Here is a 22,520-nt window from a genome sequence, read left to right as displayed (position 1 = left end):
GCTGTCCCTAGTACGAGAGGACCGGGATGGACGAACCTCTGGTGTACCAGTTGTCGCGCCAGCGGCACCGCTGGTTAGCTACGTTCGGTCGGGATAACCGCTGAAAGCATCTAAGCGGGAAGCCCATCTCAAGATGAGGTCTCTCACCGGGTCAACCGGGTAAGGCCCCTCGTAGACTACGAGGTTGATAGGCCGCAGGTGTACGCACAGCAATGTGTTCAGCCGAGCGGTACTAATAGGCCGAGGTCTTGACTTTCTATTCGATCTCTCTTTTGCGCGCTATGCAGCTCTCAGGGTGTGGACGCGTCGGCGAGGCGCGCTGACAACCGAATACGTGACGCTCGGCGAGAGCCGCCGGGTGTGTTCAGTGGTCATGGCGGAGGGGGTACACCCGGTCCCATTCCGAACCCGGCAGTTAAGCCCTCCAGCGCCGATGGTACTGCGGCGTAGGCCGTGGGAGAGTAGGACACTGCTGAACACACCCGGCGGCTCTCTTCGGCGTCACGGCCGCCGACCGGGTCGTGCCGGGATCGGGGGTCCGCGGCCCGTCGTCGGCCGCCGGTCCTCCTTCCGAGGATACTTGAGTAGGTTAGTCAGGATTTGTGGTAGAATCGCCTCGCCGTCTCGGCGCCCGGTGCTCGGGCGGCGCACCAGGGAATGGTCAGGCGGGGGCGAAGCCCGCGCTCGCGGGAGGTGAAAGGGAGGTGTCCCGGATGAAGGAGCGCGTTCGGGAGGTACTGGATACGATCCGGCCGGCGCTGCAGGCCGACGGCGGGGATGTCGAGCTGGTCGACGTCGAGGACGGCGTCGTGAAGGTCCGCCTCGTGGGGGCGTGCGCCGGCTGCCCGATGTCGCAGTTGACGCTGGCCAACGGGGTCGAGCGGGTCCTGAAGGAGCGGATCCCGGAGGTCCAGCGCGTGGAGCCCGTCGAGTAGGACGGCGGACACGACCCCGCAGGCTGGTGGTGCGGGTACGCCTCGGATGGGCGCCGCGTTCGGCGCCTGTCGGCGTTCTCGGCCCTTCGGGGGACCGAGGGGTGCCGCGCGGCTCGCCGGAGCAGCCGTTCGTCTCCTGGCCATTGGCACTACATGTGGCGTAAGGTACACTGAGCAGGCGCAATATCTGGTGCACCTGGTACCTGCGAGGCCCGGCGCGGGCCGCCCGGCGAGGCGTTCCTGCACCGAGCATGCGAAGGGGAGGACTCATGGCCGACACCACTGGCCGGACGACATACTCCAGAGCCATAGACGAGACGTTGTCGCCGAACTCCCTGAAGGTGCTGCAGAGGCGTTACCTGCGCAAGGATGACGAGGGGAACCCGGTGGAGGCGCCCTCGGACATGTTCGTGCGCGTCGCGGAGAACATCGCTTCGGCGGAGGCCGCGTTCGGAGCGACGGAAGAGGAGATCGCGGAGGTCGCGGGCGACTTCTACGACCTGATGACCTCGCTGGAGTTCCTGCCGAACTCGCCCACGCTCATGAACGCCGGACGCGAGCTGCAGCAGCTCTCGGCGTGTTTCGTGCTTCCCGTCGAGGACTCGATGGAGTCGATCTTCGACGCGGTGCGCGACACCGCGTTGATCCACAAGTCGGGCGGAGGGACGGGCTTCTCATTCTCCCGGTTGCGCCCGAGCGGGGATCAGGTCCGCTCCACCCAGGGCGTCTCGTCGGGCCCGGTCTCGTTCATGCGCGTCTTCAACCAGGCGACGGAGGCGGTCAAGCAGGGCGGCACCAGGCGCGGCGCGAACATGGGCGTGCTTCGCGTGGACCATCCCGATATCCTGGCCTTCATCCGCTGCAAGGCCGGCGGCGACTTCAGTAACTTCAACATCTCGGTGGCGCTCACGGAGGAGTTCATGACTGCGGTCGCCGACGACTCCACGTACGAGCTTCGCAACCCGCGTGACGGAGCGGTCATCGGCACCCTGCCGGCTCGAGAGGTCTACGACCTGATCGTCGAGATGGCCTGGGCGACCGGGGACCCGGGCATCATCTTCATCGACCGCATCAACAGGGACAACCCGACGCCTGCCCTGGGCGAGATCGAGTCGACGAATCCGTGTGGGGAGCAGCCGCTGCTGCCTTACGAGGCGTGCAACCTCGGCTCCGTGAACCTGTGCAGGTTCGTCACGTACGGAGACGGTCAGCCCGACGTGGACTGGGACCGGCTGGGCGACGTCGTGCGTCGGGCCGTGCGCTTCCTGGACGACGTCATCGAGGTGAACAACTACCCGCTGGAAAGGATCGGCGACCTGGCGCGCGCCAACCGCAAGATCGGGCTGGGCGTGATGGGTTGGGCCGACATGCTGATACTGATGGGCGTGCCGTACGATTCGGACGAGGCGGTCTCTCTCGGCGAGAAGGTGATGGGGTTCATCGCTGCGGAGGGACGGGCCGCCTCCGTGAAGCTCGCCGAGGAGAGGGGCCCGTTCCCGAACCTGCCCGGCTCGGTGCACGACATGCCTGGTGGGATGCGCGTGCGGAACGCCACCGTCACGACGATCGCCCCTACCGGCACGCTGTCCATCATCGCCAACTGCTCCTCGGGCATCGAGCCGCTCTTCGCGGTGAGCTACGTGCGGAACGTCCTGGACGACGAGCGGCTGGTCGAGGTGAACCCGCACTTCGAGGACGTCGCAGTGAAGAGGGGCTTCTACGGCCGTGAGCTCATGGCGGCGATCGCCGAGCACGGCTCCGTGGTCGGGGTCGACGACGTGCCCGAGGACCTGCGGCGGGTGTTCGTCGCCGCTCACGACATCGAGCCCGTCTGGCACGTGCGGATGCAGGCCGCCTTCCAGAAGCACACCGACAATGCGGTATCCAAGACGGTCAACTTCCCCGGCGACGCCACGCCGGAGGACGTGCGCGAGGTGTACGACCTCGCACACGAGCTCGGGGTCAAGGGCGTCACGATCTACCGCGACGGCTCCAAGGCCGGGCAGGTCCTCTCCACCGGCAAGGCGTCCAGGGATGGGGCCGCGGGACCCGGGGTCCCCGGTCCGATCGAGCCCCGCCCGCGCCCCGACGTCACACACGGGCGGACCGAGAAGATCCAGACCGGCTGCGGCAACCTCTACGTCACGATCAACTGGGATGACGAGGGCCTGTGCGAGGTCTTCACCTCCATGGGCAAGTCGGGCGGCTGCGCGGCGTCGCAGTCCGAGGCGCTCTCCCGCATGGTCTCGATGGCGCTTCGGGCCGGGATCGACCCGAGGGCGATCGTGAAGCAGCTCCGAGGTATCCGCTGTCCCAGTCCCGCGTGGGCGGAGGGCGGGAAGGTCCTGTCCTGCGCGGACGCCGTCGGCATCGTGGTCGAGCACATGATCGACTTCCGCGAGACCGGTGAGGCGGCCGTGGGAGTGCGCAAGTCCTCGGACAGCCTCGACTACCTCTCCGGCGCCTGCCCGGAGTGCGGCGGGGCGGTCGAGCACGAGTCGGGGTGCATGGTCTGCCGGGCTTGCGGCTTCAGCAAGTGCGCGTAGAGGGCGGCGGGTGACGCGATGGTGCTCTCGGACCGGACGATCAAGGAGCAGCTGAGGGCCGGCCGCATCCGGATCGACCCGTGCGACCCGCAGGACATCCAGCCGTCCAGCGTGGACCTGCACCTCGGGGCGAGGTTCCAGGTCTTCCGCAACTCGCGCTACCCCTACATCGACCCGATGCGGGAGCAGGCGGGGCTCATGGAGATGGTCGAGGCGAGCGCCGAGGAGCCGTTCGTCCTGCATCCCGGCGAGTTCGCGCTCGGCACGACCGTGGAGCGGATCGGGCTGCCCGAGGACGTGGTCGCGCGGCTGGAGGGGAAGTCATCCCTCGGGCGGCTCGGCCTGCTCATCCACTCCACGGCCGGGTACGTGGATCCGGGGTGGGAGGGGCATCTGACGCTGGAGCTCTCCAACGTGGCGAACCTGCCCATCGTACTCACCCCGGGCATCGCCATCGGCCAGGTTTCCTTCATGCAGATGACCACCCCTGTGGAGCGCCCCTACGGTACTCCCGGCCTGGGGAGCAAGTACCAGGGCCAGACCGATCCCATGCCCAGCAAGGCCTTCAAGCCACGCGGATGACGACGGCCGGCAGCGGCGGGCGGTGTCCGCGGCGGGCCGGGCAGGTCTAGAGGCCGCGGGTCACCCGGCTGACGATCGGGGCGGGGACGAGACCGGCAAGGTACTTCCCGATCGTCGACTCCATCACCGGCAGCCATCTGAGGCGCCGGCGGATGTCGGCGGAGATGGACGCGGTGGCGCGCGCGTAGTCGGCCAGCGCCTCGCCGGGTGCGCTCTCGGCGACGGCCCTTCCTGCCAGCAGCCCCGTGCGCAGGGCATACGAGATCCCCTCGCCGGACGTGGGCGACATGAAGCCGCCGGCCTCGCCGGCCAAGAGGACTCGCCCGGAGCCGGGAGAGATGTCGGCAGGCGTCCTCACGGACAGCGCCGTGCATGCCTCCCGCCGCACGGTCTCGCCGAGCTGCGGCATCGCTTCGCGCAGGATGCCGAGCGTCTGGTCCTGCTTCTCATGGGGGCGCCGGGTCTTCGGGTAGTAGACCGAGCCGACGATCGCCGTCTCGCCCTTCGGCACGACGTAGGAGTACGCGAAGCAGTCGCCGATGCCCCGCATGTAGATGCAGTCGAAGTAGGGCTCCAGCTCCCCGTCCAACCGGACGAAGTCCTGGAGGGTGACGTACGTCTCGACCGAGCCGTTCCCCAGCGCGCGCCGCGTCCTCGAACGTGCCCCGTCGGCGCCCACGACCGACGTGCACGTGACGGTGCGACCGCCATCGGGCGTCTGGAGGCGCAGTCGCACGTGGCCGTTGTGCTGCTCGAGGCCCTCCAGCGTCGTGCGCTGCTCGACGTCGACCCCTTGCGGCAGAAGGCCCAGCAGCCACACGTCGAACGCGCGGCGGTCGACGTTCAAGAAGCGCAGATCGGTGCTCTTGCGGATGCCCCGGTCCCAGTCCACGTAGCGGAAGCAGACGTGGGCGGGCTGCAGCACCGTCTCCCGGGGTATCGGCGCGATGGATTCCAGGAACGTCTGGCTGTCTTCGTGCAGCATCCCCCCGCAGCTCTTGTCGCGAGGGAAACGGGAGGAATCGACCACCAGCACGCTGCCGGCCTTGGCCGCCTGGACGGCCGCCATCACGCCTGCGGGTCCGGCGCCGACGATGACGGCGTCGTAGGAATCGCGCATTCGTCCACCTCTCCGTCGCGGGCGACGCCCCGTGCCGGCGGGGACGTATGAGTCATTCGACCCGATCCCTTCGGTTCCTTCCACACTGCGGGGTCGGAGGTGACTCGCGCCTGCGGGAAAAGACTCCTGACGACGGCGGACGCTCGGACGGCCGGCGGCGGGAGGAGCGAGGCGCCGAGAGAGGAGGAGGGTGACGGTGAGAACGGGAGAGGGCAGGCGCAGGACGCGCGTGCAGGACGAGCGCTCCGAGGAGCCGGGTAGGACCCGGGAGCCCCCGGAAGCGGAGGTCCGGCCCGCGAACCCGGAGCCCGGCTACGTGGAGCCCGTCTACGGTGATGTCGTCCCGGGATGGACGGTGATCGTCCGGCGCGGAGTCTACTACGTGCTCGGCATCGTGGAGGTACTGCTCGTCTTCAGGTTCCTGCTCAGGCTCTTCGCAGCCAACCCGGCCGCCCCGTTCGTGGCCTTCGTCTACGGTGTCACGGCTCCGCTCGTCTTCCCGTTCGCCGGGGTCTTCAGGGGTTTCGCCGCCGACGGGGCGGCCTTCGAGCCCGGCACGCTGCTCGCGATGGCGGTCTACGCGGTGGCGGCTTGGGCCGTCGACCGGCTGGTGATGCTGGTGGCCTCCTCGGCGCGTGGGGTGTGACGGGGCACAGACGCTGCTCGGCGCAAAGGGGGCGGGCATAGTAGAATCGGCCCCGTACGGTTCACGTGCGGAAGGGCGGCCGATGGCGAGATGTTGGGAGCGGCGCGGCTGCGACGACGAGATGCAGTCGGCGTGCCCGCATCCGAACGAGCTGCGCGACAGATGCCCCGCGAAGTGCGCCTTCGCCAACTGCGACAGTGCCGCCCACGAACTGACCATCGAGCCGGAGCTGGTGTTCGATCCGGCTGTGGACAGGAGCGCCGCGATCCGCGAGGAGTGCGTCTTCTGCGCGTTCTTCCTGAGGTACGGGCCGCGTGCCGGGTAGGCGCTCGGAGCTGGAAGGGGGAGGACCACGTGTGGAAGCGCCGCGGTTCGGGCTGGGACGACCTCTACGCTCTGCTGCGCGACGTCTTCTGCGGCGCCGCGGTCACGTGCTTCCTGTGGGGCGTGCATCGCATCGGCACCTCGCTGAAGACCGATGCGCGGCTTCGTGCTCTCGACCAGGTCGGAGACGCCTTCACGGCCGAGGAGCGTGAGGCACTGATCGAGAAGATCCGTTCACGCTCCCTCCATCTCTAGGCCGCCCGTGAGGTCGGATGAAGAGCCTCCTCGCGCCGCGCCTCGCCGGGACCCGCGGCCCGCCGGTGTCCACCGTCGCGCCCACGAGGGGTCGGACGGCGGAGCGAGCCTGGCGGCCGGGGAGTTGCGGCGCTTCGGCGAGGAGCTCGCGGCGGCGGGCGTCATACAGGTCGGCGGCGCGTTCACCGACATCCCGGAGGCCGACGCTCTCGTGAAGTCGCGGCCTGAGGCGTTCCTCATCGGGCTGCTGTTCACGCAAGGGATCCCGGCGGAGAGGGCCTGGGCGGGTCCGTGGCTGCTGATGCGGCGGCTCGGCCACCTCGACCTCGCGCGCATGGCCGACGAGCCGGAGGCCGTTCGCGCGGCGCTCCAGCGCTCGCCGATGCTCCATCGCTTCAAGGAGACCTTACCTCGCTGGGTCGTTGCCGCGGCGCGCAAGGTGCTCGACGAGTACGACGGCGACGCCTCGCGCATCTGGACGCCCGGTTCCCGGGTGCTGGACGTCGTCGAGCGGCTTCAGGCCTTCCAGGGCATCGGGCGCAAGAAGGCGGTCATGGGCGCCGAGATGCTGGTGCGATGCCTCGGTGTGTCGCTGGCCGGAGTCGAGTGCGGGCAGGTGGCCTACGACGTCCACGTGCGTCGCGTCTTCCTGCGTTCCGGGCTCGTGGAGCGCGACTCGCCGGAGGACGTCGAGGCGGCCGCGCGCACCGCGAGTCCGGCGGAGCCGGGGCTGATGGACCTGCCGGCATGGCTGGTGGGGCGGCAGTGGTGCCGGCCGAACCGGCCGGCCTGCGAGGCGTGCCGCCTCGCCGCCGCGTGCCCCCGCCGGGTATGGCTTCGCCCCGAGGGCGTCGGGGCCCGCCGGCGCGAGCGCTAATCCGCCCTCCGGAAGAGCAGGCCCGAACGGAGCTTCGGGTGGAAGTAGGTCGACTTCTGCGGCATGGTCTCGCCGGCGAGGGCCACCCGGCGCATCTGCTCCATGGGGATCGGCCGCAGCAGGAACGCCACGTCGTGCACGGCCGCGGCCTGCAGCGCCTCGTCGGCATCCTTCGCGAACTCCAGGCGATCAAGCGTCTCCGGACGGTCCGGGTGTATCCCGAGGAGCGGGTCGAGCACGAGCTCTTGCAGCACCGCCACATCGAGCGTCTTCCAGGCGTGAGAGCGCGAGCCGGTCATCGAGTCCGCCCACCCTTCGCGCGCCACCGCGAGCCTGACCCGCTCGTCTCCCCGAGCCTTCAGGAGGAACGCCGGTCGTTCCGCGGTCAGGAGCGCGTCGGCGGCCCGGTCCTCGGGTGCCTCGGTGACCTCGAAGCTCTCCTCGAGAGAGGCCCGGAACGCCGCCGGGTCGAAGCGTCCCGCGGCGTCGGCCACCCGATGGGTCGGGAGCACGGCAAGGCCGGGGTCCTCCATGTTCGTCAGCGTCATCATCACGAAGTCGTAGCGTGGAGCGTCGGGCTCGTCCGTTCGCCCGCGGCCGGGGCCAGGAAGTCGAGGCCCCGGCCGTTGCGGCTGCTCCGCGCGCCGCTCGTCGCGGTAGGCCAGCGCCACGGTGTAGCGGTGGTGGCCGTCGGCGATGAAGACGCGCTCGCCGGCGAATGCGGCGGCGAGCGCTCGGAGGTCCTCGGGCTCGCGCATGGCCCAGGCGCGGCTCGTGACGCCGTCCTCGTCGGTGGCGGTGAGCAGCGTCTCGCCGTTCTGCGCCGCGTCGATGACCGCGTCCATGACGCCGGCGGGGTCGTGGTAGAGGCCGAAGACGGAGCTGAGGTTCGCGCGCGTCGCTCGCAGGAGCTCGAGACGGTCCGACAGCGCCTTGGGGAGCGTGCGCTCGTGGGGCAGGATCACTCCGGCCTCGAACGGTTCCAGCGCGACCGCCGCCACGAGACCGCGACGCCGGACCTCGTGCCCGTCGCGGTCGAAGCGTTGCTCGAGAACGTAGACCGCCGGTGAGGCGTCCTCGGCCAGCACTCCGCCCTCCAGCCACTCGCGCCACCGGGCCGCACCTCTCGCGTAGCGGTTACCGGGCGCCTCGGGATCGAGCGGTCCTTCGGGGAGTTCGAGGGCGACGACGTTGCGCGGGTCGCGCGAGAGGAGCTCCTCGCGCAGTGCCGGCGTGATCACGTCGTACGGCGGCGCGGTCAGCGGCGTGACGTCCCCGGTGCGGGCGTAGGTGACGGCGCGGAAGGGGCGGACGTCGGCCACGGGCGGTCTCTCCTCGTTCGGCTGGCGGTACGAGCGTCCAGTCTAGCCGACGCGAGGGGCGGGGGCCACAGCCTCCCCTAGGAGAGCCCGGGGCAGCGGCGCCCACCGTCCGCGCGGCCGCCCCGGGGGCCACCGGATCCTCACGCGAGCGCGGCGCGCGCGATGACGAACAGCACGACACCTGCCAGCGTCGCCCCGAGGAAGCTGCGGGTCCGCGCGTAGACCGCCGCGGTGGGCACGGCGGCGAGCACGTAGGGGTTCGCGGGCGAGAGGGCCCATCCGCCCTCGGGACGAAGCACCGCGACCGCGACCAGCGAGGCCATCACCGAGACAGGCACGAACGAGAGCCACCTGTGGACCGGCTCCGGCAGCCGGAGCCGGGAGACGACGGCGATGGGCAGGAACCGCACGCCGAAGTTCGCCAGGGCCATCCCGACGATCACGGCCCAGGCGACGCGCTCGCTCATCGGGACGTCACCGCCCCCGCCGTAGCGGCGAGCGCGGTGGCCAGCAGGATGTACCACGCCCCCGGCAAGGCGGCGGAGGCGGTGAGCGCGACGGCGGCGGCCAGCGCCGCGACCCACAGGTGACGCCGGGACTCGACCTGCGCGACCAGCAGCGCCGTGAACATCGCCGGCATCGCGAACTGGACCCCCCAGGCGCCGGCGTCGCCCAGAGAAGCCGCGGTCACCGCGCCCAGTGCCGTACCGCTCACCCATCCGGTCCAGGCGACCACGCCCACGCCGAGCATCGAGGCGCTGGTGGCGAGCCCCCGGCGGGCGTCGGTGACGTTGACGGCGAACGTCTCGTCGGTGAGCGTGAAGGCGAGGGAGGACTGCAGGGGCGCCGACGCGCCCGCGAGGTAGGGCGACAACGTCGCCCCGAACAGCACGTAGCGGAGGTTCACGACGGTCGTGGCGGCGACCACCGCGACCGCTCCCGCTCCCCCCCGCAGCAGTTCGAGCGCGACGAACTGGCCGGCTCCGGCCAGCGCCGTGGCGCTGCATGCCACCGCCTGGCCCGCCGTGAAGCCGATGGTCGTCGCCAGAACGCCGAAGGCCGCGCCCACCGGGAAGTAGCCGAGGAAGATGGGGGATCCGAGGCGCATGCCTCGAAGGAAGCTCTCTCGGTACGGCGTTTGCATCCTCTCCAAGCCATCGCGTGCCCGCCGGACTGACCCGACGAATCCTAACATGAGGGGACTGGACGAGTGGGTATGGGGAGCCGATACAATCAGACAAGGGCTTCCAGCTCGCATCCGGGAAGCCGGCGGCTCCGGAAAGCACGCGATCGACGCACCGGAGGCTGGCGATGGAGTTCACGGTCAACTGTCCCCACGACGGGCAAGTAGAGGTCTCTCTCGAGGACGTCTCCCGCGTCGTGCTCCGCGACGCCGACCGCGTCGAGATCGTGTTCTGCTGCCCCCTCTGCGGGGCGTCGATCCCGCTCACCCTCCGCGTCCCGAACCTGCTGATGGCTGCCATAGAATCCGCCGAGGACGATGCCGAGGCGCTGGCGGCCTCGGTCGCCGTGCCCGTCTCGGAAGGCACCCCCGAGGTCGCAGCGCTCGAGGGCGAGGACGACCCGAGGGTGCGCGCGTACTGCGAGTACTTCCGGCGTCAGCTCTCGCGGGTCAACTGCGTGCAGGACATGCTGCACGAGATCGACGGCTGACCGGCCCACGGCGTCCCTGCGTCCCCCCCGCCGCTCACCCGTATGCCCGGAATCCCGTCCGTCGCCTCTGCGAGAGCCACACAGGCAGCATCATCAGCGCCCCGGCGGCGAACCCTCCCAGGTGGGCGAACCACGCGACACCTCCGACCTGGGCCGTGCCGGGCGCCAGGGCGATGAGCCCGTTGGCGAGCTGCAGCACGAACCAGAACCCGATCACGAAGGCCGCCGGCACGCGCGCCACCTCGATGAAGAAGAAGATCGGTATCACGGTGAGGACCGCCGCGCCGGGGTAGAGGAGCAGGTAGCCGCCGAGCACGCCGGCCACCGCGCCGCTCGCGCCGAGGTTGGGGATGACGCTGCCGGTGTCCACCAGGCCCTGGGCCAGGGTGGCAGCCACGCCAGCGAGCAGGTAGAAGCCGATGAAGCGGGGCCGGCCGAGGCGGTCCTCGACGTTGTTGCCGAAGATCCAGAGGTAGAGCATGTTCCCCCCGATGTGCAGCAGGCCTGCGTGCATGAACATGGCGGCGAACACGGTCAGCCACTGCCGCGGGTCCCAGGGTGCGCCGAAGAACCGGGCGGGCACGAACGCCCAGCGCGTGACGAACTCGACGATCCCCGGCCCCAGCGAGACCTGATAGGCGAACATCGCGACGTTCGCCGCGATGAGCGCCACGGTGACCCATGGGAACCGGCGGGTCGGGTTCTCGTCGCGCAGCGGGATCATCCGCCCCTCCTCCTTTTGCTAACATCGCATGTAGCGTTGTGAGTGTACCCGAGCTGGGCCCCCGTCCCTGGCGGGGCGCGGAGGCAGGGAGGCCGGAATGAGCGTCCTCGGTGGGGTAGGGCTCTTCGTGTGCAGCGGTATCGCGCTCGTCGTGGTGGCGATCGCGGTGTTCCTCATCGCGCTGTACAACCGGCTCGTCACGCTGAGGAACCGCGTGGACAACGCGTGGTCGCAGATAGACGTCCAGCTCAAGCGCCGCTACGACCTGATCCCCAACCTGGTCGAGACCGTCAAGGGCTACGCCGCGCACGAACGCGAGACGCTCGAGAAGGTCGTCCAGGCGCGGCAGATGGCCATCGACGCGAAGTCGGTGGCGGAACAGGGCCAGGCCGAGAACATGCTGACGAGCACCTTGCGCAGCCTGTTCGCCGTCGCGGAGGCCTACCCGGACCTCAAAGCGAACCAGAACTTCCTGCACCTGCAGGAGGAGCTCTCCGGCACCGAGAGCAAGATCGCCTACGCCCGTCAGTTCTACAACGACTCCGTCATGACGTTGAACACGGCGATGCAGAGCTTCCCGGCGAACATGGTCGCGGGGCCGATGGGGTTCTCGCCGAGGGAATACTTCGAGATCGAGGTGGCGGCCCGAGAGGCCCCGCAGGTCTCGTTCTAGTCGGTAGGCGTGTACGATCAGATAGCATCCAACAAGCGTCGAAGCGCGCTGCTGATCGGTGTCTTCGTGGCGCTCATCGTGCTCCTGGGCTGGGTCTTCGGCGAGCTGACGGGGTACGGGTACGTGGCGCCGCTGCTCGCGTCGGGGGTCGCCGCGGCCATGGCATGGGGCTCCTACCGGTATTCCGACCGCATCGTGCTCTCGATGAGCCGTGCTCGCCCCGCCGACCCTCGTGCCGACCAGTACCTCGTGAACACGGTGGAGGGTCTGGCGATCGCGGCGGGCGTCCCCAAGCCCGCCGCCTACGTGGTCGAGGACCCCGCGCCGAACGCCTTCGCCACGGGCAGGGATCCGGAGCACGCTGCGATAGCGGTCACGACGGGGCTGGTCGAGAAGCTCGACCGGCTGGAGCTCGAGGGCGTGGTCGCTCACGAACTCGCCCACGTGCGCAACTACGACGTCCGGCTGCAGACGCTCACCGCGGTGCTGGCGGGGACCGTCGTCCTGATGGCGGACTGGATGCGCCGCTGGATGTGGTGGGGCGGCCGCGGACGCAGGCGCGGCGAGTCGGGCGCGGGCATCGCCTTCCTCGTCCTCGGCCTCGTCTCGGCGATCCTCGCCCCTCTGGCGGCGCTCGCCATCCACTCGGCCATATCGCGGAGACGCGAGTTCCTGGCCGACGCCGACGGCGCCCTGCTCACCCGGTACCCCCCCGGGCTGGCGGGCGCGCTGCGCAAGATCGCCGAGGACCCCAACCGGCTCCGGGTGGCCAACAAGGCCACGGCTCCGCTGTGGATCGCCAACCCTCTCCGCGACTACGGCGGCCGCGTGAACGCGATGTTCGAGACGCACCCTCCCATCGAGGAGCGCATCCGGCGTCTGGAGGCGATGTAGGTGGCCGCCGCCGCGCTGCACGCCGTCGCCGCGCTGCCCTTCCCGGACATCGACCCCGTCGCGGTCAGGATCGGCCCCTTGAGCCTGCACTGGTACGGACTGGCTTACGTGGCGGCGTTCGCGATCGCCGGCTTGCTCTTCCGGCACCTCGTACGGCGCTGGAACGTAGGCCTGAGCGACGACGACGTCATGGAGGTCGTCGTGTTCTCGATCGCCGGCGTGCTGATCGGCGCGCGCCTGGGCTACGTGGTCGTCTACGGCGGGGGGCAGTACTGGCGCGATCCGCTCTCGGTCCTGGAGGTGTGGGACGGAGGGATGTCGTTCCACGGCGGGCTCGTCGGCATCGTCGCCGCCGGACTGCTCGTGGCGAGACGGCTGAAGGTGCCGTTCCTGCGGATGGCCGATGCCGCCGCGGTCGGGGCGCCCGTGGGCTTCTTCCTGGGCAGGATCGCGAACTTCGTGAACGCGGAGCTGTGGGGACGGCCGACGGACCTGCCATGGGCGGTCGTCTTCCCCGGAGCGGGGCCGCGACCGCGCCACCCCAGCCAACTGTACGAGGCGCTGCTGGAAGGGGCGGTCATCTTCGTCGTGTTGTGGAGCCTCTCGCGGCGTGAGCGCCCGCGCGGGACGCTGCTCGGGTGGCTGCTCGTGATGTACGGCGCCTTCCGGTTCGCGGTGGAGTTCGTGCGGGAGCCCGATCCGCACCTGGGGCTCGTCCTCGGCCCGTTCACGACCGGTCAGATCCTGAGCGTCCCGATGCTGCTCGCAGGCGTGGCGCTGCTGGTATGGGTCAGGCGCGGATCGAGCCAGGGGCCTTCCAGCACGGCTCACGGCGGTCGAGGCACCTGACGGCCTCGCTCGGCGCGAGCGACTCGAGCGGGTCGCAGTGCGCGCAGAAGAAGCGAGGGAACGCCCCGACGAGATCCTTCAGGTCGGGGTCCGAATATGCCGCCGGATCCGGCTGCTCGACGATGTGGAGGAGTTGGCACGCCATCTGCGGTCCTTATCGGCAGGATACGGGATGACTGTAGCGCCCGGGGGGCGGGCGGCGCAACGAGGCGTCGTTTGACCCGCGTCTTCGGCAGACCGTATCCTTCCGGCGGTACCTCTCGAAGGAGAAGCCCTCGATGACGCTCCCCCGGCCGGCGAAGACGGCACTCCTCGTCGGTGTCCCGCTCGTCGTCGCACTCGCGGTCGCGATCGTCCCCGCGTGGAGGAAGAAGGAGCCCGAGGTCACGTCGAAGTGGCCGTGGGCCGATGCCGAGCGCGTGCTCGACAAGCCGGCCGAGCCCCCGCGGTGGCCGCTGACGGGCCTGGACGCGCCCGACGTGGTGTCCGTGCGCTCGCGCGTGGTCTCGGTGAAGATCGAGAACTCGGCGGAGGCGCGCCCGCAGCTCGGCCTGCGGGATGCCGACGTGGTCTACGAGATGCTGTCCGAGGGCGGGATCTCGCGCTTCAACGCGATGTTCCACTCGCGCATACCGGAGGCGGTCGCCCCCGTCCGCAGCGCCCGGATGCCGGACCTGCAGATCGTGCCGCAGTACAAGGCGGTCTTCGCCTACTCGGGCGCGAACGGGGACGTCCTGAGACGGATCAAGTCCTCGGGCATCGACGAGATGGAGTTCGGTGTCAACCCGGTCGGTTACTACCGGGGAGCGGGCCGCCGGGCGCCCCACAACCTCTTCCTGGACATAGCGAAGCTCCGCGAGCAGGCGGTGGCCAAGCGCAAGTTCGCCGAGAAGACCGAGGTGAGAGGGCTGACCTTCTCACCCAGCGTGGAGACGAGCGCAGCGGCCTCGCGCATCGTCATCCCATTCTCTCCCGCGAACCGCGTCGAGTGGACCTACGACGCGCCGTCGAGCGCCTACGCCCGGGTCAACAACGGGAAGGCGCACACCGATGCCGGCAGCGGCAAGCAGATCACCGCGACGAACGTGGTGGTGCTGTGGGCCAAGACCAAGAAGCTGAGGCTCCGCGACTCCACGGGGTCGCCGACGCTGGACATGGAGCTGGTGGGCAAGAACCGCGCGGCGGTCTTCCGTGACGGGGTCCGTATGGACGGGACGTGGGAGGCGAAGGAGGACGCCCCTCCGGCCTTCCGCGCAACCGACGGGACCCTGATCACGCTGCGACCCGGCAACACCTGGTTCCAGGTCGTCCCGACCTCGGTCAACATCGCGTTCGACTAGCGCGCCCCCGTCGCGGAACCGAACGGGCGGTCGCGACGGGGGACGATGTTCCCCCGGGGAGTGCGCTTTCCTTGTACGCACGGGGGCGCGCCAGGTAGAATCGCATGGTCACAAGGCCCGTCTGACCCGGACGCCGGCGGGTCGTCCCTCCGGTCCCTCGAAGGAGCCCTGATACCGTGTCTGAGAACGCCAAAGCCACCGGCACCCCTCGTGTGAAGACGGGGCTCGCCGAGATGCTCAAGGGCGGCGTGATAATGGACGTCGTCGACGCAGAGCAGGCCAAGATCGCAGAGGACGCCGGCGCCGTCGCCGTGATGGCGCTGGAGCGTGTGCCCGCCGACATCCGGGCCACCGGCACCCCTCGTGTGAAGACGGGGCTCGCCGAGATGCTCAAGGGCGGCGTGATAATGGACGTCGTCGACGCAGAGCAGGCCAAGATCGCAGAGGACGCCGGCGCCGTCGCCGTGATGGCGCTGGAGCGTGTGCCCGCCGACATCCGGGCCGCCGGCGGGGTGGCGCGCATGGCGGACCCCGGCAAGATCGAAGGGATCATCGCCGCCGTCTCCGTCCCGGTCATGGCCAAGTGCCGCATCGGCCACTTCGTCGAGGCCCAGGTCCTCCAGTCGCTCGGCGTGGACTACGTCGACGAGTCGGAGGTGCTGACCCCGGCCGACGAGGAGCACCACGTCGACAAGTGGGACTTCACCGTCCCGTTCGTATGCGGCGCGCGGAACCTCGGCGAAGCGCTCCGCAGGATCGCCGAGGGCGCCGCGATGATCCGCACCAAGGGCGAGCCCGGGACCGGCAACGTCGTGGAAGCGGTGCGCCACATGCGGGCGATGCTCGACGACATCTCGTGGCTCCACGGCCTTCGGGGCGAGCAGCTCTTCACCGCGGCGAAGGACCTGCAGGCCCCCTACGACCTGGTGAAGTGGGTAGCGGAGAACGGGAGTCTGCCGGTGGTCAACTTCTCGGCCGGAGGCATCGCCACGCCGGCGGACGCGGCGATGATGATGCAGCTCGGCTGCGACGGTGTCTTCGTGGGGAGCGGCATCTTCAAGAGCGGCGACCCGGCCAAGCGTGCCCGGGCGATCGTTGAGGCGACCACCCACTTCGAGGACGCCGGGATCGTCGCGCGGGTCTCTCGCGACCTGGGCGAGCCGATGGTCGGCATCAACATCTCCGAGATCCCCGAGGCCGAGATCATGCAGACGAGAGGCTGGTAGCGTTGCGGGTAGGCGTGCTCGCACTGCAGGGAGCGTTCCGCGAGCACATCCTGGCGCTGGAGGCCCTCGGCGCGCGCGTGGAGGCGGTGAGGCTGCCCGACCAGCTCGAAGGCCTCGACGGTCTCGTGATGCCCGGCGGGGAGTCGACGGCCATCGGCAAGCTCATGGAGGCGTACGGCTTCTGCGAGGCGATCCGCGCGCGGCACGCCGAGGGGATGTCGGTATGGGGGACGTGCGCGGGTGCGATCCTCATCGCGTGCGAGATCGTGGACCCCGCCCGGGGTCAGCGGCCGCTCGGGCTGATGGACGTGACCGTGCGGCGCAACGCCTACGGCCGCCAGATCGACAGCTTCGAGGCCGACATCGCCTTCAGCGGGCTCGAGGGGCCCGACACCTTCCGGGGCGTCTTCATCAGGGCGCCGTGGATAGAGCGGCTCGGCGAGGGCGTGGAGCCGCTCGCCGTCCACGACGGCGTGGTCGTCGCCGCGCGCCAGTGCGACCTTCTGGCGACCACGTTCCACCCCGAGCTCACCGGCGACCCCCGCGTGCACCGCTACTTCCTCGAGCAGGTCATGCGAGCGTAGGCGACGTCCCATGCCGTCTCGCGGCTGCTGGTGCGCCCGGTGCGGGATTCGCTATCCTGGCGCCGGACCCCTCTTGCGCGCCCGCCGCGGCGCGCCCGCTGAAGAACCTGGAAAGGGACGACCGGGATGTCCGGACACTCCAAATGGGCCACTACGAAGCACCGCAAGGCGGCCCAGGACGCGAAGCGCTCCGCGCTGTTCAGCAAGCTCTCGCGCATGGTCACGGTCGCCGCCAAGACCGGCGGCGACCCCAACCCGGAGAACAACGCGGCTCTGGCCGCCGCGATCGCCAAGGCGAAGAGCTACTCCCTGCCCAAGGACAGGATCGAGACCGCGATCAACAAGGCGTTCGGAGCGGGGGAGGCGGCCGACTTCGAGGAGGTCGTCTACGAGGGGTACGGACCCGGCGGCGTGGCCCTCTACGTGGAGGCCCTCACCGACAACCGGAACCGCACCGCCGCCGACGTGCGTTCCGCCTTCACTCGCGCCGGCGGGTCGTTGGGCGCGGCGGGGTCGGTCGCGTTCCAGTTCGCCCGCGTGGGCGAGGTCGTGATCGAGAAGGGTGCCGGCGTCGACCCCGACGAGCTGCTGCTGCTCGTGGCCGACGCCGGGGGCGAGGACCTCGAGGACAACGGCGAGGAGTACGTGGCGCTGACGGTCCCAGCGGACCTCGGCGCGGTCAAGGACGCGCTGGAAGCCGCCGGCGTGCCCGTGAAGGGCGCGGAGCTGGCCATGCGCCCCACGACCCCGGCCGTGCCCGACCTGGAGACGGCGAAGAAGGTCATGCGCCTGGTCGACGCGCTGGAGGACAACGACGACATCCAGGACGTCTACCACAACATGGAGATGACCGAGGAGCTCGCGCAGCAGTTGCAGGCGGGTTAGGGAGGCGCTCCTCGGCGCCGGCGTGGACTCCTCGCAGCCGTTCGCCTACACTGAACATACGTTCGATTCCCGCGATCGCGAGGGGAGCGCGTGATCATCCTCGGCATCGACCCCGGGCTGGCCAACACGGGATGGGGCGTCGTCGAGCGCGCGGGGGACCGCTTCGGTTGCCTGGGGTACGGATGCCTCGTCACCGACACCGCCGCGGGCCTCGCCGAGCGGCTGCGCGCGCTTCACGACGGCCTCGCCGAGCTCCTGCACGAGCACGCGCCCGACGAATGCGCCGTCGAGAACGTCTACTTCTCCGCCAACGCCCGCACGGCGTTCGCGACCGGCCAGGCCCGGGGAGCCGCGCTCGTGGCGGTGGCGTCCGCCGGGGTCCCGGTGGGCGAGTACGGCCCGGGCGAGGTGAAGCTGGCCGTCACGGGCACGGGGTCGGCCGACAAGCGGCAGGTCGCGTACATGGTGCGCGCCATCCTAGGCCTGGCCGAGGAGCCTCGCCCCGACCACGCCGCCGACGCCCTGGCCATCGCCGTCTGCCACGCGAACGGACGAGCGGGAACGGCCCGGCGCGGGGCTGCCGGCGCGCGGCAGTCCGCAGCGGGCCGGGCGGGCCGAGGCTGGGCGGCGGCCGTCGAGCGGGCCGAGAGCAAGGCGGCGGGAGGCGGGCGATGATCGCCTTCCTCCGCGGCCGTGTGACCGCCCGCTCGCTCGCCGGCTGCGTCATCGACGTGGGCGGGGTGGGGTACCGCTTGGCCATGTCCACCGCCTCGCTCGCCGCGCTGCCTTCCGAGGGCGGGGAGGCCACGGTGCTGACGCACCTGCACGTCCGCGCGGACGAGATGTCGCTCTTCGGCTTCGCCACCGCCGAGGAGAAGACGCTGTTCGAGCAGCTCATCACGGTTTCGGGCGTCGGGCCGAAGGTCGCCCTCGCCGCGCTGTCGGCGATGCCGCCGGCGGCGCTCGTCGAGGCGATCGTGCGGGAGGACGCCGCCGCCGTCGCCGCCGTCCCCGGCATCGGGAAGAAGACGGCGCAGCGTGTGGTGCTGGAGCTGAAGGACAAGCTCGGCGCCCCCGAGGACCTCGGTGCGGGCGGGACGCGCGGGGCAGCGCTCGGCGCGGCCGCGGAGGCGCGGGAGGCGCTGTTGTCGATGGGCTTCTCACCGGCCGAGGTTGGCGCCGCGCTCAAGGGTGGGCCCGCCGGAGCCGACGCCGCGGCGCTGCTGCGCCGCGGGCTGAGGCGCCTGGGGGGTGCGGCGTAGGTGGGCGCCGAGGACCTGCGCGACCCCGGAGGCCGGTCGGAGGAGGACTCCGAGCGGCTCGTGTCGGCGGGGTTCACCGAGGACGACGTCGAGATCGATCGCAGTCTGCGTCCGCGTACGCTCGACGAGTACCTCGGCCAGGGCCGCGTGAAGGAGAACCTGCGCGTCCTGCTCCAGGCCGCCAAGGCGCGCGGCGAAGCGCTTGACCACGTGCTGCTGTCCGGTCCGCCGGGACTCGGAAAGACCACGCTGGCCGGCGTCATCGCCAACGAGCTCGGCGTGCACCTCCGCACGACGTCCGGACCCGCCGTCGAGCGCGCCGGGGACCTCGCGGCCATCCTGACGAACCTGGAGGAGCGCGACGTGCTCTTCATCGATGAGGTGCACCGGCTCAACCGCGCCGTGGAGGAGGTCCTCTACCCCGCGATGGAGGACTACTCGATCGATGTCGTCATCGGCAAGGGTCCCGCCGCGCGCAGCCTGAGGCTCGACCTGCCGCGCTTCACGCTGGTGGGCGCGACCACGCGGACCGGCCTTCTCACGGGGCCGCTCCGCGACCGGTTCGGCATGTCGCTGCGGCTCGACTACTACACACCCGAGGAGCTGCAGGCGATCGTGCGGCGGTCGGCGGGGATCCTGGGCGTCCAGGCCGACGAGGAGGGCGCCGCCGAGATCGCCAGGCGGTCGCGAGGCACGCCGCGGCTGGCGAACCGGCTGCTCAAGCGGGTGCGCGACTACGCGGAGGTGCGCCGCGAGGGGGCGGTGGACGAGGATGTCGCCGCCGAGGCGCTCGCGTTCTTCGAGGTCGATCACGTGGGGCTGGACCGGATGGATCTCACCATCCTGGGGACGCTCGCCCACAAGTTCTCAGGGAAGCCCGTCGGCTTGGGCACGCTCGCCGCGGCGGTGGGCGAGGAGCCGGACACGCTGGAGGACGTGTACGAGCCGTACCTGCTGCAACTCGGCTTCCTGATGCGCACGCCCAAGGGGCGTCAGGTCACCCCGCGCGCCTACGAACACCTCGGGTTGCGCGCGCCGGAGGGGTCGGGTGACGCGAGCGGGCAGGGGGGGCTGTTCTGACGTGACGGGGACCGCCCGCCGCTGACGGAAGGCTGCGGAAGCGGCGTCGCGTGCCGTCACCCCCGGTCGTGGATCTCGTCGTAGTGGCACTCCGCGCAGTCGGATCCCCGGTCGGGGTGTCTGGCCGGCAGCGGGTTCTCGACGGCCCGCCGGGCGCCGCGCTCGAACGCTTCGAACTGCTCGCGGTGGCACCGGTGCAGACACCTGGATCCGGGCACCGGGCTCGCCTCGGTGATGCGGTCCGGCCGCTCGGTGACGTGCACCCACACGTCGCGCAGCCCGTCCACGACGTGGGCCTTCAGGAAGCCGACCGGGCCCGGCGCGGCATGGCATTCGGTGCACCCGACCTCGGGGTGCGGCGACCTCGCCCACGCGTCGTAGGACGGTCCCATCTCGTGACAGACGCGACCGCTGCAGAACCGGGGCTGCTCGGTCACGTAGAAGCCGCCGCCCACCAAGGCGATGAGCAGCACTCCCACGCCGAGCCAGATCAGCAGGCCACGCCCCCAGGTCGCCGGCCGCCCCGCGCCCGGCTCCCGCGCCTCACCCATCGGCCGCCTCCTCGGTCCGCACCCCGGACGAGCAGTACGTACCCATCCGCGCTCCCGCGGGTGCCGGGCTCGGCGGCACTATGCCCTGGCCTCGGCCTTCCACAGTCCGTGCAGGTTGCAGTTCTCGACCGCCGTGATCAACGCACCGTCGTCGGCTTCCACGACCACCGAGACGTTCGGCCACGCGACGCCCGCGGCCAGGTCGAACTGGGCCACGTTGGCGTGGTCGACGTACACGTGCAGCCAGTCGATGAAGTGGTCGGGCTGGTTCGGGTGCGGGAAGTAGTACCCGACCTTCACGTCCACGCGAAGCTTGCCGTCCTCTGTGCGTTGCAGGTCGATGTGCGGCGTGTGCTTCTTCTCGAAGTCGTTCGCGGCGTCTATGTCGGTGATGTGGTTCATCGGCCCCATGATAGGTGCGTTCGCCATGGCTCCTCCTCCAGCAGGTCCGGCAACACGGGCGCTACCCGCGCGCCCAGCCTTGTTGATACCCGGGGTCGGGGCTGCGGTAGAATCGGAGCTTGCCGTCCGGGTGCGGAGGGGGACGGACCGCGCCGGCGCCCGACGAGGAGGTCCCGTTGAGCACACGTCAGCCGCTCGTCGTCCGCGACCGCTTCGTGGTCGTGATCGTGGACGTCCAGGAGCGCCTCGCCGCAGCGATGCGGCGGCGCGACGAGGTCGTGCGCGCGGCGTCCAAGCTCGCGCGCTCGGCGGCGCTCGTGGGCGCGCCCATCCTGGTCACGCGGCAGAACCCCGAGCGGCTCGGCGGGACCGTGGGCGAGCTCGAGGAGGTCCTCGGAAGGCTCGCGGCAGAGGGCGCGACCGTCCGGGTCGTCGACAAGACGGCGTTCTGCTGCACGTCCGAGGACGCCTTCGACGCGGCCCTGCGCGAGACGGGACGGACCCAGGTCGTGCTCGCGGGCATGGAGACGCACATCTGTGTCGCCCAGGCCGCGCTCGCGCTTGCCTTCGCCGGCGCCGACGTCCAGGTGGCTGCGGACGCGACCTGTTCTCGCGCCGAGCGCGACCACGCCGTGACGCTCGACAGGCTGCGCGCCGCCGGCGTCACGGTGACCGTCTCGGAGTCGGTGATGTACGAGGCGGTGGGTCGCGCGGCCACCGACGAGTTCCGCGAGCTGCTGCGGATCGTGAAGGAGGCGTCATGACCGCCAAGGGGCCGTCGGATGCGCGGAGGGGCGGCACCTCGGAGACGGCGGGCGGCGCCGCCGGCGCCGACGTCCGCCGGTCGGTGCGGAGGTCGTTCTGAGATGGCGGCGACGATCATCGACGGCAAGGCCGTGGCGGCGCAGGTGGAGGCCGAGGCGCGAGCGGAGATGGAGTGGCTCGCCGGCTTCGGCGTGACGCCGGGCCTGGCGGTCGTTCTGGTTGGGGAGGACCCGGGCTCGAAGACGTACGTGGACCTGAAGGAGCGCGACTGCGAGAGGCTCGGCATCCGCTCGTTCGACACGCGCCTTCCGGAGGGGACCTCGCAAGCCGAGCTTCAGGCCGAGGTAGAGCGGCTCAACGCCGACCCGGCCGTCCACGGCATCCTCGTGCAGCTGCCGCTGCCGGCCCATCTCGACGCCGAACGCGTCATCGAGACGATCTCCCCGCCGAAGGACATAGACGGGTTCCATCCGACCAACCTCGGCAAGCTGCTCCGGGGGCTGCCCGCGCGACGCGCCAACACCCCCGCGGGTGTGATGCGCATGCTCGAGGCATACGACATCGACCCGGTCGGCAGGCGCGCCGTGGTCGTCGGCCGCTCGACGATCGTGGGCAAGCCGATGGCCCTCATGCTGCTGGAGGCCAACGCGACCGTGACTGTGGCGCACTCGCGCACCCGCGACCTGCCGGCCGTGTGCCGCGAGGCGGACATCCTGGTGGTGGCGATGGGCCGAGCAGCGATGGTGGACGCGGGCTACGTGAAGCCCGGGGCGGTCGTGGTCGACGTCGGGATGAACCGCACGGAGAAGGGGCTGATCGGCGACGTGGCCTTCGAAGAGGTCTCCGAGATCGCCTCGGCGCTCACGCCCGTGCCGGGCGGCGTCGGCCCGATGACGCGGGCGATGCTGATGCTCAACACGGTCGCGGCGGCGCGGCTTTCGCTATGAGCCCGGGCGGCCGGCCGCCATGCCGGCGGAGTCAGGTACCGGACCGGAACGAGGCGC

General features: G+C 70.6%; 27 protein-coding genes and 2 rRNA genes. 22 read left to right on the top strand and 7 right to left on the bottom strand.

Going from position 1 to position 22,520, the window contains the following annotated elements; genetic code table 11:
• The 5 genes from IBX62_01925 to IBX62_01905 all read left to right on the top strand — a co-directional run.
• Window positions 1-257, top strand: a 23S ribosomal RNA gene (locus tag IBX62_01925); the annotation flags it as partial.
• Between the two features lie 106 nt (window positions 258-363).
• Window positions 364-478: ribosomal RNA gene (rrf, locus tag IBX62_01920) — 5S ribosomal RNA — on the top strand.
• 235 nt (window positions 479-713) lie between these two features.
• The gene (locus tag IBX62_01915; GenBank protein MBE0475843.1) at window positions 714-935 is read left to right on the top strand and encodes a NifU family protein; all 222 of its coding nucleotides are present in this window, start codon (window positions 714-716) and stop codon (window positions 933-935) included.
• A gap of 269 nt (window positions 936-1,204) precedes the next feature.
• A complete protein-coding gene (locus IBX62_01910; protein ID MBE0475842.1) occupies window positions 1,205-3,481 on the top strand; it encodes a vitamin B12-dependent ribonucleotide reductase in 2,277 nt (758 codons plus the stop codon).
• Window positions 3,482-3,499: 18 nt separating this feature from the next.
• Window positions 3,500-4,063 (top strand): dCTP deaminase, encoded by a 564-nt coding sequence (locus IBX62_01905; protein ID MBE0475841.1) that lies wholly within the window; start codon window positions 3,500-3,502, stop codon window positions 4,061-4,063.
• Window positions 4,064-4,109: 46 nt separating this feature from the next.
• On the opposite strand, the gene IBX62_01900 is transcribed toward IBX62_01905, so the two are convergent.
• Window positions 4,110-5,183: an NAD(P)/FAD-dependent oxidoreductase gene (locus IBX62_01900; GenBank protein ID MBE0475840.1), complete on the bottom strand. Its 1,074-nt coding sequence runs from the start codon at window positions 5,181-5,183 to the stop codon at window positions 4,110-4,112.
• Window positions 5,184-5,379: 196 nt separating this feature from the next.
• Here IBX62_01900 and IBX62_01895 point away from each other — a divergent pair, with 196 nt between their 5' ends.
• The 4 genes from IBX62_01895 (at window position 5,380) to IBX62_01880 (ending at window position 7,285) form a co-directional block, all read left to right on the top strand.
• On the top strand, window positions 5,380-5,829 hold the full coding sequence (locus tag IBX62_01895) for a YggT family protein (protein MBE0475839.1): 450 nt from the start codon (window positions 5,380-5,382) through the stop codon (window positions 5,827-5,829).
• A gap of 82 nt (window positions 5,830-5,911) precedes the next feature.
• Window positions 5,912-6,154 (top strand): hypothetical protein, encoded by a 243-nt coding sequence (locus IBX62_01890; GenBank protein MBE0475838.1) that lies wholly within the window; start codon window positions 5,912-5,914, stop codon window positions 6,152-6,154.
• A gap of 29 nt (window positions 6,155-6,183) precedes the next feature.
• Window positions 6,184-6,408, top strand: a complete 225-nt coding sequence (locus tag IBX62_01885) for a hypothetical protein (protein MBE0475837.1) — start codon at window positions 6,184-6,186, stop codon at window positions 6,406-6,408.
• 124 nt (window positions 6,409-6,532) lie between these two features.
• Window positions 6,533-7,285, top strand: coding sequence for a hypothetical protein (locus IBX62_01880; GenBank protein ID MBE0475836.1), 753 nt, complete (start codon window positions 6,533-6,535; stop codon window positions 7,283-7,285).
• Here the strand turns inward: IBX62_01880 and IBX62_01875 are convergent.
• From IBX62_01875 to IBX62_01865, 3 genes are all read right to left on the bottom strand, one after another.
• Entirely contained in the window at window positions 7,282-8,607 is a 1,326-nt protein-coding gene (locus IBX62_01875) for a DUF1015 domain-containing protein (GenBank protein MBE0475835.1), read from the bottom strand. The genes IBX62_01880 and IBX62_01875 overlap by 4 nt on opposite strands.
• A gap of 140 nt (window positions 8,608-8,747) precedes the next feature.
• The gene (locus IBX62_01870) at window positions 8,748-9,074 is read right to left on the bottom strand and encodes an AzlD domain-containing protein (GenBank protein MBE0475834.1); all 327 of its coding nucleotides are present in this window, start codon (window positions 9,072-9,074) and stop codon (window positions 8,748-8,750) included.
• Entirely contained in the window at window positions 9,071-9,715 is a 645-nt protein-coding gene (locus IBX62_01865; GenBank protein MBE0475833.1) for an AzlC family ABC transporter permease, read from the bottom strand. The genes IBX62_01870 and IBX62_01865 overlap by 4 nt, the downstream gene beginning before the upstream one ends.
• Before the next feature lie 203 nt (window positions 9,716-9,918).
• Here IBX62_01865 and IBX62_01860 point away from each other — a divergent pair, with 203 nt between their 5' ends.
• Window positions 9,919-10,281 carry a hypothetical protein gene (locus IBX62_01860; protein ID MBE0475832.1) on the top strand — a complete coding sequence of 121 codons (363 nt, stop codon included), beginning with the start codon at window positions 9,919-9,921 and terminating at the stop codon, window positions 10,279-10,281.
• 34 nt (window positions 10,282-10,315) lie between these two features.
• Here IBX62_01860 and IBX62_01855 read toward each other — a convergent pair whose 3' ends face one another.
• Window positions 10,316-11,005 carry a rhomboid family intramembrane serine protease gene (locus IBX62_01855; GenBank protein MBE0475831.1) on the bottom strand — a complete coding sequence of 230 codons (690 nt, stop codon included), beginning with the start codon at window positions 11,003-11,005 and terminating at the stop codon, window positions 10,316-10,318.
• Between the two features lie 97 nt (window positions 11,006-11,102).
• Between IBX62_01855 and IBX62_01850 the strand changes: the two genes are divergently transcribed.
• The 10 genes from IBX62_01850 (at window position 11,103) to ruvB (ending at window position 19,798) form a co-directional block, all read left to right on the top strand.
• Window positions 11,103-11,678 carry a LemA family protein gene (locus IBX62_01850; GenBank protein MBE0475830.1) on the top strand — a complete coding sequence of 192 codons (576 nt, stop codon included), beginning with the start codon at window positions 11,103-11,105 and terminating at the stop codon, window positions 11,676-11,678.
• 9 nt (window positions 11,679-11,687) lie between these two features.
• Window positions 11,688-12,572, top strand: a complete 885-nt coding sequence (locus IBX62_01845; GenBank protein ID MBE0475829.1) for a M48 family metallopeptidase — start codon at window positions 11,688-11,690, stop codon at window positions 12,570-12,572.
• Between the two features lie 33 nt (window positions 12,573-12,605).
• A complete protein-coding gene (locus tag IBX62_01840) occupies window positions 12,606-13,421 on the top strand; it encodes a prolipoprotein diacylglyceryl transferase (protein MBE0475828.1) in 816 nt (271 codons plus the stop codon).
• Window positions 13,422-13,699: 278 nt separating this feature from the next.
• Window positions 13,700-14,761 carry a DUF3048 domain-containing protein gene (locus IBX62_01835; GenBank protein ID MBE0475827.1) on the top strand — a complete coding sequence of 354 codons (1,062 nt, stop codon included), beginning with the start codon at window positions 13,700-13,702 and terminating at the stop codon, window positions 14,759-14,761.
• Between the two features lie 314 nt (window positions 14,762-15,075).
• Window positions 15,076-15,987: a pyridoxal 5'-phosphate synthase lyase subunit PdxS gene (gene pdxS / locus IBX62_01830; GenBank protein ID MBE0475826.1), complete on the top strand. Its 912-nt coding sequence runs from the start codon at window positions 15,076-15,078 to the stop codon at window positions 15,985-15,987.
• Window positions 15,981-16,571 carry a pyridoxal 5'-phosphate synthase glutaminase subunit PdxT gene (gene pdxT / locus IBX62_01825; protein ID MBE0475825.1) on the top strand — a complete coding sequence of 197 codons (591 nt, stop codon included), beginning with the start codon at window positions 15,981-15,983 and terminating at the stop codon, window positions 16,569-16,571. The genes pdxS and pdxT overlap by 7 nt, the downstream gene beginning before the upstream one ends.
• 126 nt (window positions 16,572-16,697) lie before the next feature.
• Window positions 16,698-17,456 (top strand): YebC/PmpR family DNA-binding transcriptional regulator, encoded by a 759-nt coding sequence (locus tag IBX62_01820; protein ID MBE0475824.1) that lies wholly within the window; start codon window positions 16,698-16,700, stop codon window positions 17,454-17,456.
• A 90-nt stretch (window positions 17,457-17,546) separates the two neighbouring features.
• Window positions 17,547-18,131: a crossover junction endodeoxyribonuclease RuvC gene (gene ruvC / locus IBX62_01815; GenBank protein ID MBE0475823.1), complete on the top strand. Its 585-nt coding sequence runs from the start codon at window positions 17,547-17,549 to the stop codon at window positions 18,129-18,131.
• Entirely contained in the window at window positions 18,128-18,718 is a 591-nt protein-coding gene (ruvA, locus tag IBX62_01810) for a Holliday junction branch migration protein RuvA (GenBank protein ID MBE0475822.1), read from the top strand. The genes ruvC and ruvA overlap by 4 nt, the downstream gene beginning before the upstream one ends.
• Window positions 18,719-19,798: a Holliday junction branch migration DNA helicase RuvB gene (gene ruvB / locus IBX62_01805; protein MBE0475821.1), complete on the top strand. Its 1,080-nt coding sequence runs from the start codon at window positions 18,719-18,721 to the stop codon at window positions 19,796-19,798.
• 56 nt (window positions 19,799-19,854) lie between these two features.
• On the opposite strand, the gene IBX62_01800 is transcribed toward ruvB, so the two are convergent.
• Window positions 19,855-20,349: a NapC/NirT family cytochrome c gene (locus tag IBX62_01800; GenBank protein ID MBE0475820.1), complete on the bottom strand. Its 495-nt coding sequence runs from the start codon at window positions 20,347-20,349 to the stop codon at window positions 19,855-19,857.
• 78 nt (window positions 20,350-20,427) lie between these two features.
• Entirely contained in the window at window positions 20,428-20,778 is a 351-nt protein-coding gene (locus IBX62_01795) for a hypothetical protein (GenBank protein MBE0475819.1), read from the bottom strand.
• A gap of 149 nt (window positions 20,779-20,927) precedes the next feature.
• Here IBX62_01795 and IBX62_01790 point away from each other — a divergent pair, with 149 nt between their 5' ends.
• Window positions 20,928-21,515: an isochorismatase family protein gene (locus IBX62_01790; GenBank protein ID MBE0475818.1), complete on the top strand. Its 588-nt coding sequence runs from the start codon at window positions 20,928-20,930 to the stop codon at window positions 21,513-21,515.
• A 102-nt stretch (window positions 21,516-21,617) separates the two neighbouring features.
• Complete coding sequence (gene folD / locus IBX62_01785) at window positions 21,618-22,463, top strand: bifunctional methylenetetrahydrofolate dehydrogenase/methenyltetrahydrofolate cyclohydrolase FolD (protein ID MBE0475817.1); 846 nt, start codon at window positions 21,618-21,620, stop codon at window positions 22,461-22,463.
• Window positions 22,464-22,520: the final 57 nt, after the last annotated feature.

The organism is Coriobacteriia bacterium (assembly GCA_014859305.1).
Lineage (GTDB): Bacteria > Actinomycetota > Coriobacteriia > Anaerosomatales > Kmv31 > Kmv31.
This window is presented reverse-complemented; position numbering and strand designations above follow the sequence as displayed.

Excerpts from the sequence above, each read along its gene's own strand:
- IBX62_01795 (MBE0475819.1), bottom strand. The coding sequence starts at position 20,778 with ATGGCGAACGCACCTATCATGGGGCCGATGAACCACATCACCGACATA.
- IBX62_01900 (MBE0475840.1), bottom strand. The coding sequence starts at position 5,183 with ATGCGCGATTCCTACGACGCCGTCATCGTCGGCGCCGGACCCGCAGGC.
- IBX62_01850 (MBE0475830.1), top strand. The coding sequence starts at position 11,103 with ATGAGCGTCCTCGGTGGGGTAGGGCTCTTCGTGTGCAGCGGTATCGCG.
- IBX62_01910 (MBE0475842.1), top strand. The coding sequence starts at position 1,205 with ATGGCCGACACCACTGGCCGGACGACATACTCCAGAGCCATAGACGAG.
- folD (MBE0475817.1), top strand. The coding sequence starts at position 21,618 with ATGGCGGCGACGATCATCGACGGCAAGGCCGTGGCGGCGCAGGTGGAG.
- pdxS (MBE0475826.1), top strand. The coding sequence starts at position 15,076 with ATGGCGCTGGAGCGTGTGCCCGCCGACATCCGGGCCACCGGCACCCCT.
- IBX62_01915 (MBE0475843.1), top strand. The coding sequence starts at position 714 with ATGAAGGAGCGCGTTCGGGAGGTACTGGATACGATCCGGCCGGCGCTG.
- IBX62_01870 (MBE0475834.1), bottom strand. The coding sequence starts at position 9,074 with ATGAGCGAGCGCGTCGCCTGGGCCGTGATCGTCGGGATGGCCCTGGCG.
- IBX62_01835 (MBE0475827.1), top strand. The coding sequence starts at position 13,700 with ATGACGCTCCCCCGGCCGGCGAAGACGGCACTCCTCGTCGGTGTCCCG.
- IBX62_01905 (MBE0475841.1), top strand. The coding sequence starts at position 3,500 with ATGGTGCTCTCGGACCGGACGATCAAGGAGCAGCTGAGGGCCGGCCGC.
- IBX62_01800 (MBE0475820.1), bottom strand. The coding sequence starts at position 20,349 with ATGGGTGAGGCGCGGGAGCCGGGCGCGGGGCGGCCGGCGACCTGGGGG.
- IBX62_01865 (MBE0475833.1), bottom strand. The coding sequence starts at position 9,715 with ATGCGCCTCGGATCCCCCATCTTCCTCGGCTACTTCCCGGTGGGCGCG.
- IBX62_01860 (MBE0475832.1), top strand. The coding sequence starts at position 9,919 with ATGGAGTTCACGGTCAACTGTCCCCACGACGGGCAAGTAGAGGTCTCT.
- IBX62_01890 (MBE0475838.1), top strand. The coding sequence starts at position 5,912 with ATGGCGAGATGTTGGGAGCGGCGCGGCTGCGACGACGAGATGCAGTCG.
- IBX62_01855 (MBE0475831.1), bottom strand. The coding sequence starts at position 11,005 with ATGATCCCGCTGCGCGACGAGAACCCGACCCGCCGGTTCCCATGGGTC.
- ruvA (MBE0475822.1), top strand. The coding sequence starts at position 18,128 with ATGATCGCCTTCCTCCGCGGCCGTGTGACCGCCCGCTCGCTCGCCGGC.
- IBX62_01820 (MBE0475824.1), top strand. The coding sequence starts at position 16,698 with ATGTCCGGACACTCCAAATGGGCCACTACGAAGCACCGCAAGGCGGCC.